Origin of the sequence: Bradyrhizobium sp., assembly GCF_035273305.1 — a bacterium.
Taxonomy (GTDB): domain Bacteria; phylum Pseudomonadota; class Alphaproteobacteria; order Rhizobiales; family Xanthobacteraceae; genus Bradyrhizobium.
This window is the reverse complement of record NZ_DATEPI010000076.1, coordinates 1-16,941: the sequence shown is the minus strand read 5'-3', so window position 1 is coordinate 16,941 and position 16,941 is coordinate 1. Positions and strand designations below refer to the sequence as shown.

The 16,941-nt window shown below is 59.5% G+C and carries 11 protein-coding genes and 1 pseudogene; 6 read left to right on the top strand and 6 right to left on the bottom strand.

Annotated elements, in window-relative coordinates; all coding sequences use genetic code 11:
• From VJV58_RS04995 to VJV58_RS04975, 5 genes are all read left to right on the top strand, one after another.
• Positions 1 to 3,789, top strand: a 3,789-nt coding sequence (locus VJV58_RS04995) for a response regulator (RefSeq protein ID WP_324136234.1), incomplete at its 5' end; no start/stop codon positions are given.
• Positions 3,790 to 3,801: 12 nt separating this feature from the next.
• Positions 3,802 to 5,289 carry an HWE histidine kinase domain-containing protein gene (locus tag VJV58_RS04990; RefSeq protein ID WP_324136233.1) on the top strand — a complete coding sequence of 496 codons (1,488 nt, stop codon included), beginning with the start codon at positions 3,802 to 3,804 and terminating at the stop codon, positions 5,287 to 5,289.
• 341 nt (positions 5,290 to 5,630) lie between these two features.
• A complete protein-coding gene (locus tag VJV58_RS04985; protein ID WP_324136232.1) occupies positions 5,631 to 6,731 on the top strand; it encodes a DUF2336 domain-containing protein in 1,101 nt (366 codons plus the stop codon).
• Positions 6,732 to 6,769: 38 nt separating this feature from the next.
• Positions 6,770 to 7,090 carry a PilZ domain-containing protein gene (locus VJV58_RS04980; protein ID WP_324136231.1) on the top strand — a complete coding sequence of 107 codons (321 nt, stop codon included), beginning with the start codon at positions 6,770 to 6,772 and terminating at the stop codon, positions 7,088 to 7,090.
• A gap of 100 nt (positions 7,091 to 7,190) precedes the next feature.
• On the top strand, positions 7,191 to 8,240 hold the full coding sequence (locus tag VJV58_RS04975; RefSeq protein WP_324136230.1) for an HD-GYP domain-containing protein: 1,050 nt from the start codon (positions 7,191 to 7,193) through the stop codon (positions 8,238 to 8,240).
• 51 nt (positions 8,241 to 8,291) lie between these two features.
• On the opposite strand, the gene VJV58_RS04970 is transcribed toward VJV58_RS04975, so the two are convergent.
• Both VJV58_RS04970 and VJV58_RS04965 read right to left on the bottom strand, forming a co-directional pair.
• Positions 8,292 to 9,806 carry an NAD(P)/FAD-dependent oxidoreductase gene (locus VJV58_RS04970; protein ID WP_324136229.1) on the bottom strand — a complete coding sequence of 505 codons (1,515 nt, stop codon included), beginning with the start codon at positions 9,804 to 9,806 and terminating at the stop codon, positions 8,292 to 8,294.
• 90 nt (positions 9,807 to 9,896) lie between these two features.
• A complete protein-coding gene (locus VJV58_RS04965) occupies positions 9,897 to 10,658 on the bottom strand; it encodes a S1 family peptidase (RefSeq protein ID WP_324136228.1) in 762 nt (253 codons plus the stop codon).
• Between the two features lie 175 nt (positions 10,659 to 10,833).
• Here VJV58_RS04965 and VJV58_RS04960 point away from each other — a divergent pair, with 175 nt between their 5' ends.
• Entirely contained in the window at positions 10,834 to 11,466 is a 633-nt protein-coding gene (locus VJV58_RS04960; protein ID WP_324136227.1) for an HAD-IA family hydrolase, read from the top strand.
• Between the two features lie 82 nt (positions 11,467 to 11,548).
• Here the strand turns inward: VJV58_RS04960 and VJV58_RS04955 are convergent, their stop codons facing one another.
• The 4 genes and pseudogenes from VJV58_RS04955 to VJV58_RS04940 all read right to left on the bottom strand — a co-directional run.
• On the bottom strand, positions 11,549 to 13,144 hold the full coding sequence (locus VJV58_RS04955; protein ID WP_324136226.1) for a choline dehydrogenase: 1,596 nt from the start codon (positions 13,142 to 13,144) through the stop codon (positions 11,549 to 11,551).
• Positions 13,145 to 13,188: 44 nt separating this feature from the next.
• Entirely contained in the window at positions 13,189 to 15,243 is a 2,055-nt protein-coding gene (locus tag VJV58_RS04950) for a bifunctional aldolase/short-chain dehydrogenase (protein WP_324136225.1), read from the bottom strand.
• A gap of 17 nt (positions 15,244 to 15,260) precedes the next feature.
• The gene (gene mtnA, locus VJV58_RS04945; RefSeq protein WP_324136224.1) at positions 15,261 to 16,370 is read right to left on the bottom strand and encodes an S-methyl-5-thioribose-1-phosphate isomerase; all 1,110 of its coding nucleotides are present in this window, start codon (positions 16,368 to 16,370) and stop codon (positions 15,261 to 15,263) included.
• Between the two features lie 25 nt (positions 16,371 to 16,395).
• A pseudogene (locus tag VJV58_RS04940) lies at positions 16,396 to 16,941 on the bottom strand (S-methyl-5'-thioadenosine phosphorylase); the annotation flags it as partial.

Genomic DNA, 16,941 nt, shown 5'->3' with positions numbered 1-16,941 from the left:
GGCCAGGCCGAAGTGCCGGAGGTCGCGGGGACGTGGAAGGACCTCACTGACAACGTCAACTTCATGGCGTCAAATCTCACCGCGCAAGTCCGCAACATCGCCGAGGTGGCGACTGCGATCGCCGGTGGCGATCTGTCGAAGAAGATTACGGTCGACGTTCGCGGCGAAATCCTGCTGCTCAAGGATACCTTGAACACCATGGTCGAGCAGCTTCGCTCGTTCGCGGCCGAAGTTACCCGCGTGGCGCGTGAAGTCGGCACCGAAGGCCGGTTGGGCGGTCAGGCTGTCGTGCCCGGCGTCGGCGGCACCTGGAAAGACCTCACGGACAATGTCAATTTGCTGGCCGCCAACCTTACGACGCAGGTCCGCAACATCGCCGAAGTCACCACCGCAGTTGCGCGAGGCGACTTGTCTCGCAAGATCACCGTCGATGTGAAGGGCGAAATTCTCGAGCTCAAGAACACCATCAACACGATGGTCGACCAGCTGAACACGTTCGCCGGCGAGGTCACCCGCGTCGCGCGCGAAGTCGGCACCGACGGCAAGCTCGGTGGGCAGGCACAGGTCCCCGGCGTCGCCGGAACCTGGAAGGACCTGACCGACACCGTGAATTTCATGGCCGCCAACCTGACCGAACAGGTGCGTGGCATCGTCAAGGTGGTGACCGCGGTCGCCAATGGCGACCTGAACCAAAACCTGACCGTGAAATCGAAAGGCGAAGTGGCGGCGCTCGCCGACACGATCAACAACATGACGGAGACCTTGGCGACGTTCGCTGATCAGGTCTCGAGCGTCGCGCGCGAAGTTGGCGTGGAGGGACGCCTCGGCGGTCAGGCCAACGTGCCCGGCGCGGCCGGCACCTGGAAAGACCTGACGGGCAACGTCAACCTGCTCGCAGCAAACCTGACGTCCCAGGTTCGCGCCATCGCCGAAGTGGCAACCGCGGTGACCAAGGGCGACCTCACCCGTTCGATCCAGGTCGACGCCCGAGGCGAAGTCGCCGAGCTCAAAGATAACATCAATACCATGATCGGCAATTTGCGGCTGACCACTGACGTCAATACCGAACAGGACTGGTTGAAGACGAACCTCGCCAAGTTCACCAACATGCTTCAGGGACAGCGGGACTTGACCACGGTCGGCCGGCTTCTTTTGACCGAACTGACCCCGCTGGTGAATGCCCATATGGGAGTGATTTATCAGGTCGAGAATGAAGACGCGCCGCATTTGCGCCTGCTCTCGGCCTACGCCGGCGACGGCGTCAGTCCGCATCCGCAAATCGTGCAATTTGGCGAAGGCCTGATCGGGCAATGCGCGATGGACAAGCGGCAGCGGCTGGTATCAGAAATTCCCAGCGATGTGGTTCCGATCAATTCGGCGCTGCTGCGGGTGCCGCCGAAAAATCTCGTGGTACTTCCGATCCTGTTCGAGAACGAGGTCAAGGCTGTGATCGAGCTGGCCTCGATCAGCACGTTCACGACCTCGCAAATGACTTTCCTCGAACAGCTGACCGACAGCATTGGCATCGTGCTCAACAGCATCGAGGCGACGATGCAGACGGAAGGCCTGCTGAAACAATCGCAGCAGCTCGCCGGAGAATTGCAGACCCAGCAAAAAGAACTGCAACAGACCAACGAGCAGCTCGAGCAGAAAGCTCAACAGCTCGCCGAGCGCAACGTCGAAGTCGAGCGCAAGAACCAGGAAATCGAGCAGGCGCGGCGCGCGCTCGAAGAAAAGGCGACCGAGCTTTCGCTCACGTCCAAATACAAGTCCGAATTCCTGGCCAACATGTCGCATGAGCTGCGAACGCCACTCAACAGCATATTGATTCTCGGCCAGCAGCTTACGGAAAATCCGGACGGCAATTTGTCCGCGAAGCAAGTTGAATTCGCGCGCACGATTCACGGCGCCGGAACCGATCTGCTGAACTTAATCAGCGACATTCTCGATCTGTCGAAAATCGAATCTGGAACGGTTACGGTGGACGCCGAAGAAATCCTCACCGCAAACCTGCTGGAGACGGTGGGACGTCCGTTCCGGCATGAGGCGGAGAACCGCCAGTTGGCATTTACCGTCGAGCTCGATCCGAATCTCGGGCGCAGTATCGTCACCGACTCGAAACGGCTGCAGCAGGTGCTAAAGAACCTGCTTTCGAACGCCTTCAAGTTCACCGCGGATGGCGGGGTGCGTCTGAGCGTGGCGGCCGCCGTAGGCGGCTGGAGCGCCGAACATCCCGTGCTCAATCAGTCCGCCGCCGTCATCGCCTTTGAAGTCTCCGACACCGGTATCGGCATTCCCCTGGAAAAGCAGAAGCTGATCTTTGAGGCCTTCCAGCAGGCTGATGCAGGCACGAGCCGTAAATATGGCGGCACCGGGCTCGGTCTCGCCATCAGCCGCGAGCTCGCCAATCTTTTAGGTGGCGAAATTCACCTGCAGAGCACGCCAGGCAAAGGCAGTGTCTTTACGCTGTATTTGCCCCTGAAATACTCCGGACCGACGGTAGCGCCGCGGGTCAATTCTTCCTCGCAATACAATACCGCACCGGCGCTCCCGACGGCAACGCAAGAGCGCGTCATCGAGCAACTTCCGGATGACCGCCTCAATCTCGAACCCGGAGACACCATCCTCCTGATCGTCGAGGATGACCCGCATTATGCACGGGTGCTGGTCGATCTCGCCCGCGACAAGGGATTCAAGGTGCTGGTGGCCGCGCGCGGCTCCGAGGCGCTGGACCTTGCAAAGCAATTTCAGCCAACCGCGGTATCGCTCGACGTGTTCCTGCCGGACATGCTGGGCTGGACGGTGCTGAGCCAGCTCAAGCACAACCCGCTGACCCGGCACATTCCGGTGCAGATCATTACGCTCGATGAAGACCGTCAGCACGCATTGGCCCGCGGGGCGTTTTCGTTCGTCAACAAGCCAACGACGACCGAGGGAGTGAGCGCCGCGCTATCCCACATCAAGGAGTACGCCAAGCCGCGTCGCAAGCGCCTGTTGATTGTGGAGGACAATGCCGCGGAACAGATGAGCATCAAGGAGCTGCTGGGGCACGACGACATTGAAATTGTGACGACGGCAACCGGGGCTGAGGCTCTTTCCACCTTGCGCGAAAATCCCTGCGATTGCGTGGTTCTCGATTTACGGCTGCCTGACATGACCGGCTTCGAGGTGTTGGACCGCATTCGCAATGACAATTCGCTGTCCGATGTCCCCGTGGTCGTATTCACTGGCCGCGAGCTTTCGGTCGAGGAAGACGCGGAACTTCACACCATGGCAAGAAGCATTGTCGTGAAGGGGGTCGAATCGCCGGAGAGATTGCTCGACGAAACGTCATTGTTTTTGCACCGTGTGATCACGGAATTGCCGGCCGAGAAGCAGCGTATGCTCGAGAAGCTGAACAGTTCCGATGAAGACCTGGTCGGCAGAACGGCGCTCTTAGTGGACGATGACGCGCGCAACATTTTCGCGCTTTCCAGCGTGCTGGAACGGCGCGGCATGAATGTGCTCACCGCCACCACGGGAAGTGAGGCGGTCGCGCTGGTTGAATCCAATCCGGAGATCGCGATCGTTCTGATGGATATCATGATGCCGCAGATGGACGGCTATCAGACCATCGCCGTCATCCGAGAGGACCCGGCGTTCCGTCGCCTTCCTATCATCGCGCTCACTGCCAAAGCGATGAAAGGGGACCGGGAGAAGTGCCTTGAGGCGGGCGCCTCTGATTACCTGGCCAAACCTGTCAATACCGAGCAATTGCTTCTCGCCATACGCATGTGGCTGCACCGCTGATTGGCGTGTCCGATGAACGACCATGAAAAGGTAAACATCCTTTTAGTCGACGATCAGCCGGCAAAGCTGCTCGCCTATGAGGTCATTCTGAAGGAGCTTGGAGAAAATCTCGTCATCGCGTCATCGGGCCGCGAGGCGCTCGAATTCCTGCTTAAGAACGAAGTCGCTGTCATACTGGTCGACGTCTGCATGCCGGAACTCGATGGCTTCGAACTGGCCGCCATGATCCGCGAGCATCCCCGTTTTCAGAAGACAGCGATGATATTCATCTCCGCGATTCAAGTCAGCGATATCGACCGGCTTCGCGGCTATGAGATGGGCGCAGTGGACTATGTGCCGGTGCCAGTCATTCCCGAGGTGTTGCGTGCGAAAATCAGGGTGTTCGCTGAGCTCTATCGCAAGACACGGCAATTAGAGCTGTTCAACGCGGAGCTTGAAAGTCGCGTTCGCGCGCGGACGGCGGAGCTGGAGGAAGCAAACGGCAGACTCGTGGAAAGCGAGCAGCGCCGAAGTTTGGCTCTGGCCGCAGGCAAAATGGGCTCCTGGGATCTGGACTGGACCAACGGGGACTGGATGTGGGACGAAGGGCAATACCAGATTTTCGGTGTTGATCCACAGCGGTTCGTGGTGACGACTGCCAACGTTCAGGCGCTGCTTCATCCGGACGATCTCGATCAGCTACGCAAGGCGGTCGCCCAGTTTGCCCGAGGCCGCCGATCATATGAGGCCGAGTTTCGGGTCAACCGACCCGATGGCGAGACCCGCTGGTGTGTGGGTAGCGCGGCGGCAACCGTCGACAAGGCCGGGCGTGTGGTCCGCGTCAGCGGGGTCACCGTCGATATCACCGAGCGGAAGCGCGCCGAAGAGCGCCAGACGCTGCTTGCCCGGGAAGTCGATCATCGCGCGAAAAATGCCTTGGCGCTCGCGCAATCGATCGTGCGCTTGACACGTGGCGAAGACGTCAAGACCTATATGCAGGCGGTGGAAGGACGGATCAGCGCACTGGCACGAGTGCACACGATCCTCTCGCTGTCGAGCTGGCAGGGCGCCGAAATCGGAAAGCTGGTTGACGAGGAACTCGCGCCCTATGCAACGAGCGATCAGATCAGTTTCCGCGGTGGCGACATACAGCTGCAACCGGCGACTGCGCAAACCCTGGCACTGGCGTTGCACGAACTGGTCACCAACTCGGCGAAGTACGGCGCACTTTCCACGCTGTCCGGCCGGCTTTCACTTCAATGGGGCATCGATGGAGATTTTCTCCAGATCGTCTGGGAAGAGAAGGATGGCCCTGCCGTTGAAAAGCCCGCCGCTCGGGGTTTCGGAACGAGAAGCGTGATCGCCAGCATCGAGTCGCAACTGGGAGGACAGGCCGAGTTCGACTGGCGCTCCGAAGGGCTGATCTGCCGGCTGTCTGTGCCGTTAACGGCCGACATCACGGCGCGCCCACCTGCCGAAGCTCGCCAAACGTTCGCGCTGAACGGCAATCGACTGAGCTGAGCTCGAGCTACCGACTAAGCTAGGATGCGCCGCGCGCTATGAAGCGTGAGAACCGGACGACGGATTTGTAAATCGTCTTGAACGCTTGATTGAGCGATATGGTTATCGAATCGCAAATCGAGGCGCTTCGGCAATCACGCGCGAAAAATGCGGTCCTGCATCAAAACGAGCCCCGACCCCCCTCCTGCCGATGCCGTCTCAAACATCAGCGGGTTTACCAGACATTGTTATTTAAAGGACATTCTACGCGATTGAGTTCCGATTGTGCGGACGGCTTGGCCGCCGGCTCGCAGCCACGTCGAGGCAATTGCGCCAGCACGTGAACTTTGTGGATCGAGATCGTGCAGAAAGCCGATACCTCCTGGCTATTCGATGAGCTGGATGCCGCCCTGCAAAGCGGCTCGTCGGAAAAGCGCCTGGCCATGCTGCGGCAGGCCACTGATCTATTTCTGTTCGAAGCGGATCGATTGAGCGACGAGCAAATCGGTATTTTCGACGACGTTCTGGTCCAGCTGGTCGAGCGAATTGAAGCAAGAACGCTGGTGGAGATCAGCGAGCGATTGGCGCCGATGGCCAATGCCCCACCCGATCTCACGCTGTGTTTGGCAGGCCATTCCGAGATCGGTGTTGCGAGACCGATTCTAAGAAATTCTCCGCGTCTGACCACGGCTGACCTTGTCGAAATCGCAAAGACCAGGAGCCAGAGTCATCTTTTGGCGATTTCCGAGCGAGCACAAATTGAAGCCGCGGTTAGCGATGTGCTCCTTGATCGCGGCGATGAAGCCGTGGTCCTGAGCGTCGCCGGTAATTCCGGGGCGAAGCTTTCGGATAACGGCTTTGACCTGCTGCTCAAAGCGGCGGAGGGGAACGACAGATTGGCCGAAACTACTGGGACGCGGCTTGATCTACCGCTTAAGCTTCTCAAGCAGCTCCTATCACGTGCGAGCGAAACGGTTCGTTCACGGCTTCTTGCCCGCACACCTGCCGAATTCCAGGATGAGATGCGGCAGGCCCTGAACGCTGCCACAGCGGCGGTGGATCGGGAGTCCAGCAAGCCACGTGACTTCCGCAGGGCCAAGGTTTCAGTCGCCCTGCTGCGAGCCGAAGGCGCGCTTCACGAAGGTACGCTGTGTGACTTTGCGAGAAGTCGAAAATACGAGGAGATGACTGTGGCACTGTCGCTGCTGTCGTCCACTTCGCTTGAAATCATTAAGCCTCTCATGAACAGTCCAATAGACGATGGCCTGTTGATCCCCTGCAAGGTTGCTGATTGCAAATGGGAGACTGTCAGCGCGATTCTCGCGGCCAAGCTCCCGCCTGGCTCGGCCCCCAAAATGGGCCAAGAGACACTGAAATCTCAATTCGCGAAATTATCGAAAACAAACGCTGAGCGGCTGCTTCGGTTTTGGCAAGTCCGCGAGGCCAGCGCGAGGTGCGCCTGAACCGACATTTGCCTTCAATTAAACATCGGATTTCATAAATGACCTATGGGGACAGAAAGAGCGAACGCGTCGACTTCGAACGCGGGATCCATGTTTACATCATGGGCATCGACGGGACTTGGCGACGCAAGTGCATGATGATCGACGTATCCCAAACGGGCGCTCGGTTACGGATCGAGGGCACTGTCGAGGGATTGGACCTCAAGGAGTTCTTTCTGCTCCTGTCTTCGACTGGGCTTGCGTTTCGTCGCTGCCAGCTCGTGCGCATGGACGGCGATCAAATCGGTGTCCGGTTTTTGGAGAGAGACAGGGCGGCGAAAAAGTCCCCGAAAAGGCAACCCACCGGGGAGCTTGCCTGATGGGCGAGACTTTCACGTCGCTGGACCTCGTCCTCCAGATCGTAAAAAGAGTCGACGGCATACATGAGCCTGCCGGCGTGAAAACGAAACAAAGGCAATAATGCCCGTACATGTTGTCGCCGATAGTGCAAGCAAGCTTTCGAACCTGCGCGCAACGCTGGAGCCGAAATACGCTGTCACATCCGAATTGATTGGCGGTGCGAAAGAACGATCCAGCGACACGGATGCCATCGTAGTCACCGCCGACCTCAGCGTCATTGAAAACATCGCAGCCCTCAGGGAAATGTTCGGAAGGCTCGCCCACGCCCGCAAGCGCATATTCTTGGTCGACAATAAAACACGGCTATTGACCGTTCAGGCCTATGCCCTGGGGGCGACGCGCGTGCTCGTAAATCCGGTTAATCAAGCCAGACTGCTAGCCGAACTGGCGGACAGAGATCAGCGAGAGGTCACCTCGAAGCAGGCTCTGCAAGGTTCGAGTCAAGCCGCGAACACCGGCGCCACTGCTATCGTTTCGATGTTCTCGGCCGTGCTCGCCGGCGGACCGATCGATGTTACCAGCGCCAAGGAGGCGGGTAGCAGGATCGCGGACAGCATTGCCGAAGACGGCTTGCGGAGTTGGCTCGAGACCGTCCGCCGCCACCACGAAGGAACCTATCAGCACTGTCTTCTTGTTGCCGGAGTAGCTGTCGATTTCGGGCTGAACCTCGGTCTTTCGAGCAAGGACCTTGAGCGGCTCTATTCGGCGGCGATGTTTCACGATATCGGCAAGGCACGAATTCCGCTGGCAATCCTCGACAAGCCCGGGCAGCTCGATCCGCGTGAACGCACGCTGATCGAGACGCATCCTGCGGCCGGGTTCGAGGTGCTCAAGGGAAATCCAGCGATCTCGCAGGAGATTCTCGATGCAGTCCGGCACCATCATGAATTCCTGGATGGAAGCGGATATCCCGATGGGCTTTCCGGTGGCAGCATATCCGATATCGTGCGGATATTGACTATCTCCGACATCTTCTCGGCGTTGATCGAGTCTCGAAGTTATAAGCCAACCACACCGAGGGAAGAGGCTTATGAGATCCTGTGCGGCATGCAAGGAAAGCTGGAAAAGCCGCTGCTAGCCGCATTCAGGGACGTCGCATTGAATCGCTGAACAGCAGAAGCCGACGACCTGCAACACTTAAGCAAACCCGCGCCCCGATCCTCAATCATACACAAAGGCGGCGTCGTCGAGATCAATCGCCGGTAGCTCATCCTTCTCAGCCCAGTAGTCCTGGCTGTGCTGCCATTCGGGCTTGTCACCGCGCTTGGGCAGCAGGTGCATATCGCGCATGAGATAACCGGGATTGAAGTTTTCAGGATCTATCCATGGCAGCAGCGGCATGTCCTTGTCTTTTGGGCGCAGCGCTGGGGCAACCTTCTTCGCGCCTTTCTTATTCATGTGAGCCAGCAACCGGCACACAAAGTCCGCTACCAGATCGGCGCGCAGGGTCCAGCTCGCGCGGAAATAGCCGAATACCCAGACCAGGTTCGGCACGCCGGTGAACATCATGCCGCGATAAGTGACGGTCTGCGCAAAATCGACTGGCCTGCCGTCGATGCTGAAAACGATATCGCCCAGCACATTGAGGTTGAAGCCGGTCGCGGTGATGATGATGTCCGCATCCAGCGTTGCGCCGGACTTTAGCAGAAGGCCGGTTTCCGTGAAGCGGTCGATTTCGTCGGTTACAACGCAAGCCTTGCCGCTCTTGATGGCTTCAAACAGGTCGGCATCGGGTACAAAGGCAATGCGCTGCCGCCATGGCCGATATCGCGGCGTAAAGTGCTTTTCGATCTCGCTGTCCGATTCGGGGCCAAGTACCGCGCGAATGCCTCCGAGCAGTTCCTGCTTGACCTTCTCGGGTTCGGTAAACGAGCGTCGCGTAAAGGTATCCTGATCGAACAGGATCTTCCGGCGCACGATCTCGTGGATCCACTCCTCACTGATCTGGAGTTGCCGCAGCGTCTCGGCCAATTCGATCGCGTTGCGGCCTGTCCTGAAAAAGGTCGGCGATCGCTGCAGCATCGTAACATGGCCGCTTTTTTCCGCGATCGCTGGAATGAGCGTCGCCGCCGTGGCGCCGGAGCCGATCACCACAACTTTCTTCCCGACGATGTCCAGATCATCCGGCCAACGCTGCGGATGAACAATCCGTCCTTTGAAATCTTGTGTCCCCTGCCATTCCGGAGTGTAGCCTTCCGAATGCCGATAATAGCCCTGGCACATCCACAAGAAGCTAGCGGTGAAGGTCGCGGGTTCACCGCTGTCGGTCTTGACCGCCTCAATGGTCCAACGATTGCTCTCGTTCGACCAACTGGCTGAAATAATATTGTGGCGATATCGAATATGCTGATCGAGATCGTTTTCGGCTATCACCTCGCCCATATAGGACCGTATCTCGGCAGCACTCGCGATTGGCGCGCTCGTCCACGGCTTGAAACGATAGCCGAACGTGTAAAGGTCGCTATCGGAACGGATGCCCGGATAACGGTGCGTAAGCCAGGTACCGCCAAAACTCTCCTGGGCTTCGAGAATGACGAATGTAGTGCCGGGAAGCTGTTTCGTCAGGTGATAGGCACTACCAATGCCGGAAATGCCGGCGCCTACGATCAGCACCTCGAAATGCTCCACCGTTTGGATTGAGAGAGAGGCTGGACCGCCTCTTGCCAATACGTTCATGAGCCCTGCGCTTTTTTGACTAGCAACGCCTGATAAGGCGCCCGAAGCCCGATTGTCGGCCGCACATCGCGCGAGATCAAGCCGTTGCCGTCACAATGCGGAGCCCCATGCGCGGGCAGTCTGCAAAATCCAATCCCGGTAGAGCGTCAGTGGCGTGACGCCGGTCAAACCGCCGCAGCCGGCCCCGTCATTGGGTCCGGTCGACCAGCTGATTACACCGATCACGACAGCGCCGGACGCCCGGTCTTCAAATACCGGCCCGCCGGAATCGCCGGTACAGGCGCCTAGTCCGTCGCGGGTGCCCTGCCCTACGGGATCAACCAAGCGAATCTGCAATGTGCCCGGCCGTCCAGTTGCGACCAGACCGGCAGCGCGGACCATTCCGCCGCTCTTGCCTTCGCCGCGCACAGTCACACCGATCCCGGCAATCGTGAAACGACTCCCGACGACAATCGGGAGCTGAGGGGCTGCAATGATGGCGGCATTGGTGCCCTGGGGTTGCGCTTCGAGCTGCAGCAGAGCCACATCGGCGCTTGCGCGATGGGCCATGATTGCCTGCATGTTAAACGCCGGGTGTATGACCACGGTTCTCACGTCCTGCAGCTTGGTTTTCCGATCGGCGCCATATTCGACGATCTTGTAGACCGCTCCGGGCTGGACGCAATGCGCGGCGGTCAGCACCAATTTTGGCTCGATCAAAACACCGCTGCAGAAATTGCCGCGCGAGCCGACAATCGTGACAACCGAACGACCAATACCTTCGGCCGAAGGCACTCCACCTCCGACAATCGCACCGGCCGGTCCCGGGACCAGCAGCATCAATCCAGTGATCGTAACCGCCAGCGTTTTCATTCGCGCCGGATGTTTTCTGTCGAATTTGAAAAGGTGAGTCACGCGATACTGCTCCCACTCGCGGCCGAAATGAATCGTATTTCGTTCGTGATAGCAAGTGAACCCGCGGGAGGGCTGGCCCCGTGGCGAGCAGCGTGTTAGCCGTTTTTGCAGTTGAAGCTGCAGGACGAAACGAATGATCGAAGCGGTCATCTGGGATTTCGGAGGTGTGCTGACCACCTCCCCGTTCGAGGCGTTTGCGCGATTTGAGAGCGAACGCGGACTGCCCGCCGACATCATTCGGCGCACCAATGCCAATAATCATTGGGAGAACGCCTGGGCGAAATTCGAGCGCGCCGAAGTTGATCTGGAAGCCTTCGATCAACTGTTCGCGGTAGAATCGATGGCGCTTGGTGCGGAGGTTCGCGGCAAGGATGTGTTACCGCTGCTCGTTGGCGATCTCCGTCCCGAAATGGTTGAGGCGTTGAGAGTGGTAAAATCCCGATTCAAGACCGGCTGCATCACCAACAATCTTCCTGCCAATGCGATCGGAAGCGCCAGCGGTCGGTCGCTCTATATTGCCGAGGTGATGGCCCTGTTCGATCACATCATCGAGTCCGCCAAAATAGGATTACGCAAGCCAGACCCGCGCATTTACCGGATGATGACCGATGCGCTCGGCGTGGATCCCAGGCACTGCGTCTATCTCGACGATCTCGGCGTCAATTTGAAACCGGCCCGTGAGATGGGAATGAGGACCATCAAAGTCGTCAACGGCCCGCAAGCCATTACCGAGTTGGAAGCAGCCACCGGTCTATCCCTGCGGTAATTCGAGCGTTTCGAGCGAAGCGCACACTGGTTCGAGTGAAGGAAAACGCGTCGGAAGAATAAGTTAGTCGCGAAAAGCCCCCCTATTGAGCGGACCTGATCATGTCCGCGGCCTTCTCCCCAATCATGATCGATGGCGCGTTGGTATTGCCGCCGATCAACGTCGGCATGATGGAGGCATCCACCACTCTCAGACGCTCTACCCCGACTACCCTCAGTTGCGGATCGACGACCGCCATCTCGTCCGTGCCCATTCGCGCCGTGCCGACGGGATGGTAAACCGTGTCCGATCGATCCCGCAGGATAGTCCTTATCTCGTCATCTGATTGAACACTCTCGCTGTACATCTCGGCGGTCCGCCATTTAGCCAGTGGCTCCGCGTTCATGATGCGGCGCGTGATCTTGAAGCCCTTGACCATCACCTCAAGATCATCCGGATGATCGTAGAATTTGGGATCGATGCGCGGCGGGTCCATTGGGTCCGCACTGTTCAGCGCCACGGTGCCGCGGCTTTTGGGGCGCAGCAGGCAGACGTGACAACCAAAGCCATGGCCGAGATGGCGGGTGCGACCGTGATTGTCGGCAGTCGCGACGCTGAAATGCAGTTGAATGTCCGGTACCTGCAGGTTTGGATCGGTTTTCAGAAATCCACCGCACTCGGCCACATTTGACGTGATCATGCCGACGCCATTGCGCCGATACCTGCCTATTTCTCTCCACAGCCGACGAAAGCCGGCCAGCGACACACCGAAATTATCAAGATTCCTGGAGCGGTAGGTGAAGGCAAAATCAATATGATCCTGCAAATTTCGGCCGACGCCGGGCGCATGGTGCACGACTTCGATGCCCACGCTTTTCAAGTCCGGCGCATTGCCGATGCCCGACAACATCAACAGTTGGGGCGATTGAAACGCGCCGCTGGACAGAATGACCTCTCTGCGCGCCCGCACGGATTCCTGCTTGCCGTCGCGGCCGAATTCGATCCCGATCGCGCGCTTGCCGTTGAATAATATCCTTCGAGCCAGCGCGCCGGTGATGATGTTCAGGTTGGGCCGCGACAGGTTCGGCTCGATATAGGCACGCGCCGCGCTCCAGCGTTCGCCGTTCTTCTGCGTGACCTGGTAAATCCCAAGTCCCATCTGGTCCGCCCCATTGAAGTCGCTGGTCACCGCAAGCTGCAATTGCCGTGCGGCTTCAAGGAAGTAGTCCTGGAATGGATTGCTGGTTCTGATATTGGCGACGTTCAGCGGCCCACCGGTGCCGTGAAACGCATCCCGGACGGCCTCATTGTTTTCGGATTTCTTGAAGTAAGGCAGCACGTCACTGTAGCCCCAGCCGGTATTGCCCAGCGCTGCCCAGCCGTCATAGTCGGAACGATGCCCGCGGATGTAGACCATGGCATTGATGGCACTTGACCCGCCAAGCGCCTTGCCGCGCGGCTGATAGCCCTTGCGTCCGTTCAGCCCTGGTTGGGGTACGGTTTCGAAAGCCCAGTTGTTGGTTTTGGACGGCACCATGATTGCGATGCCGATAGGCGCCTTGACGACCCAGTTGTTGCCTGCGCCACCGGCTTCCAGCATGCAAACCGTGGTTTTCGGATCTTCACTGAGACGACTGGCAACGGCGCACCCCGCGGAGCCGCCTCCGACGACAACGTAATCGAACTCTTCCACCTGCATTCCCCCCCGCCCGAATTTTTCTATGTTAACTCCCGCGCTTCACCTCATCGCAGCGCTGCCGCGATGTTGCCGCCATCGACGGTCGTCACGTCCGCGGTGGTCTTGAGCGCAAGTGCCTGGGCTAGGAAAGCCTGCGCCACATCTTCGGCAACTACTTCGCGCCCCAGAAGATTGCCGCGCATGTAGTCGGATTCGCTGAGACCACGAGCTTTGGACCGTGACGCGATCATCTCCTCGCTCAACAGACCGGAACGAACTCGGTCCGCGTTGACGGCGTTCGCACGAATGCCTTCGCTGCCGTAATCAACCGCGTATTGCCGCACCAGGAAAAGCGTGGCCGCTTTCGGCAGACCGTAGGGACCGAAATTTGGGCCGGGATTGACGGCTTGTTTGGAAACGTTGAACAACAGGCAGCCGCCGGTCCTCTGGGCACGCATGATCTTGACGGCTGCCTGCGCGACCCGCTGGTGGCCGTAGAAGTTCAACTCAAAACTCTGTCGCAACACCGCCTCGTCCACCTCGCCGATGCGCCCCTGCCAGGCAGCGCCAGCATTCGAGACAACGATGTCGACGCCGCCAAATGCCTCGACAATTCGCGCGAACGCGTCATGGACGGAAGTTTGGTCGGTGACATCGCACCGAATTCCAAGCGCCGCGCCCCCAATCGCCTTGGCTTTTGCCAGGGCCGCAGGCCCGTCGACATCCAGGAGCGCGACCTCGGCCCCGGCAGCGGCGAATGCTCTCGCCGTGGCGGACCCGATTGCGCCGGCCGCGCCGGTCACGACGACGATCTGCCCCGCCAGCGGCAGCTCTTTGGAGCTGCCCAGTTTGGCCTGCTCAAGCGACCAGTATTCGACATCGAACAAATCGGACTCCGGCAGCGGATCAAACCGGCCGATCGCCTCCGCGTCCGTGATGGTGGCGATGGCGGCCTCGGCAAGATCGGCGGCGATGTTCGCATCCTTTTTGCCTCGGCCGAGCCCGAACAGGCCGAGTCCGGGCACCAGAACCACCCGCGGAATCGGATCGAGCATGGTCTTGATGCCCCCAACCCGAGCATTGTTTCGCGCGAAATAGGCTTTGTACTCTTCGGCATATCTGGCGACGGACTCGCGGACGAGCTTTTCGAAACCGATCAGGTCTCGCCCGTCAGGGGCGGCAACTACAACCGGACGGTTCTTGATGCGGATGTTGTGGTCCGGCGTCACCACGCCAGCCTGGCCGTAGCGCGCGACTTCAGCACCATTGACGAAATTCGTCACCGCGTCGTTGCTGCGGAACGCGAGCACGAAGCGCTTCCAGCCTCCCTCGGATTTGTTGTCCGGCAAGCTGCAGGCACCCCGCACAATTGGCGCGACATCGGCCAGCCGTGCCAGACGCTCTGGTAACTTGGTGCTGACAAATGCCGGTTTTCGACCCTTTGCCAGTCGCTGCTCGGCCAGTGTTACCAGCCCGATCATGCGCTCATATGCTTCCCGTGCATCGGCACCGAAGCTGAAGATTCCGTGCTTGATGAGGATCAGGCCTTCGACCGACGGATCGGAGTCAAATACTTCCGCCGCCGCCTTCGCGAGCCCGAAGCCGGGCATCAGATATGGCACATAGCCGACGCGCGTACCGTAAACGTCGCGGCACAACGCCTCGCCGTCCGTCTGGTCGGTAAGGGCGAGGACTGCTGTCGAATGGGTGTGGTCGATGAATTTGTGCGGAATGAACGCATGCAGCAATGCCTCGACCGACGGATTTGGCGCCATTGGATCGAGCAGATTGGCGCGTTGCACTCGCACCATTTCCTCATCAGCGAGCTTTTCGCGGGCACGGAGTTTCAGCAACGGCGCGAGCCGCACCGCCGGCAGGCCCGCAGGCTCGATGGTTCCCATGTCCCAGCCGGAGCCCTTGACGCAGAGGGCTTCCACCGTGTCACCGTTGAGATCGGTCACCTGCGTTTTCACCGAAGTGTTGCCGCCGCCGTGCAGTACGAGGCGGGGGTCCTGCCCCAACAGGCGCGTCGTATAGACCCTGAGCGCGAGATCGCGACCGGCGTTGGCATAGCGGACCACCGCGGCTTCAGCGTCACCATCAATCCACGCGCTCTGCATCCGCTATCTTCCTTCGCCTATTCGGCCGCAGCCGCGATGCGCTCGGGAAATGCCGCCGATAAGGCGGCGCGGTCCGGCTTGAGCACGCCGCGCTCGGTAATCAATCCCGTCACCAGTCTCGCCGGAGTGACATCAAAAGCGTAATTGGCGACTGGCGAGCCCTCGGGGACAATCCGTACCGTTTCGATCGTTCCCGCCGCGGTCAACCCCATGATGGTTGATACCTCCTCGGCCGCGCGCTGCTCGATCGGAATTTGCGTAAGGCCATCGTCGACCGTGAAATCGATGGTCGGCGAAGGTAGCGCGACATAGAACGGCACACCATTGTCGCGCGCGGCAAGCGCCTTGAGATAGGTGCCGATCTTGTTGCAGACATCGCCGTTGGCAGTCACCCGGTCGGTGCCCACGATCACGAGATCGACCAAACCGTGCTGCATCAGATGTCCGCCCGTATTATCTGGCACCACCGTATGCGGCACGCCGTGATGTCCAAGCTCCCAAGCGGTTAACGAGGCGCCCTGATTGCGCGGCCGGGTTTCATCGACCCAGACGTGGATATCGCCGCCCTTTTCATGCGCGAGATAGATGGGCGCGGTCGCGGTGCCCCAGTCCACAGTTGCCAGCCAGCCGGCGTTGCAGTGGGTGAGCACGTTGACGCGCTCGCCGCGCTTCTTCGTTGCCGCGATTGCTTCGATCACCGCAAGTCCGTGTCGACCGATGCCCTTGTTGATAGCAACATCTTCATCCGCGATATCCGCGGCGCGGGAATAGGCCGCCGCCACTCTGTCGGCCGCGGACAACGGCCGTAACAGCGAGCGCATCTCATCGAGTGCCCATTTCAGGTTGATTGCGGTGGGTCGGGTCGCGATCAGGGTTCGATACGCGTGATCGAGCGCACGGTCAGTGCTATCAGCTCGCATTGCCAGCGCCATTCCATAAGCTGCGGTAGCGCCGATCAAGGGCGCGCCACGCACCAGCATCGAGCGGATCGCGTCGGCAGCGGAATCACAGGTCGTCAGCCGCTCAACGACAAAATGGTGTGGGAGCCGTCTCTGATCGATCGCATCCACGGACCAGCCGTCGTTATCGAGCCAGATGCTGCGGATGTGCCTGCCTTGAACTTTCATGCCGCACCCATGGATTACACAAGTTTCAGGAGCCCAGGACCCGCCCCGCCACCGCGTCGAGTTTCCTGAGAAGATCCGGATCGCGCGCTTCGGGAGCGGTGATGAAGGCGGTCTCGAGTGCACGGTCCGAACCGATGGGACAGGGCTCGTGCTCCCTGGGGAAATCCCTGGCCACGCGCGTAACGAGGGTTTTCGCCTTCTCTGCGTTTGTCGTGAGCACCCGGATGATGTCCTGCACGGTTACGGCATCATGGTCAGGATGCCAACAATCGAAGTCCGTCACCATGGCCACCGTCGCGTAACAGATCTCGGCTTCACGGGCGAGCTTGGCCTCCGGCATGTTGGTCATGCCGATAACGGAATATCCGAGGTTCTTGTAGGTCATGCTTTCGGCGTAGCTCGAGAATTGCGGACCCTCGATACAAACATAGGTGCCGCCGCGCGCGATAGCGATCCCCTCGGCTTCGCCGGCCGCGGCAAGATGGATGCGCAGCCGTGGCGACACCGGATGCGCCATCGACACGTGGGCGACGCAGCCCTTGCCGAAGAACGAGCTATCGCGCTTATGGGT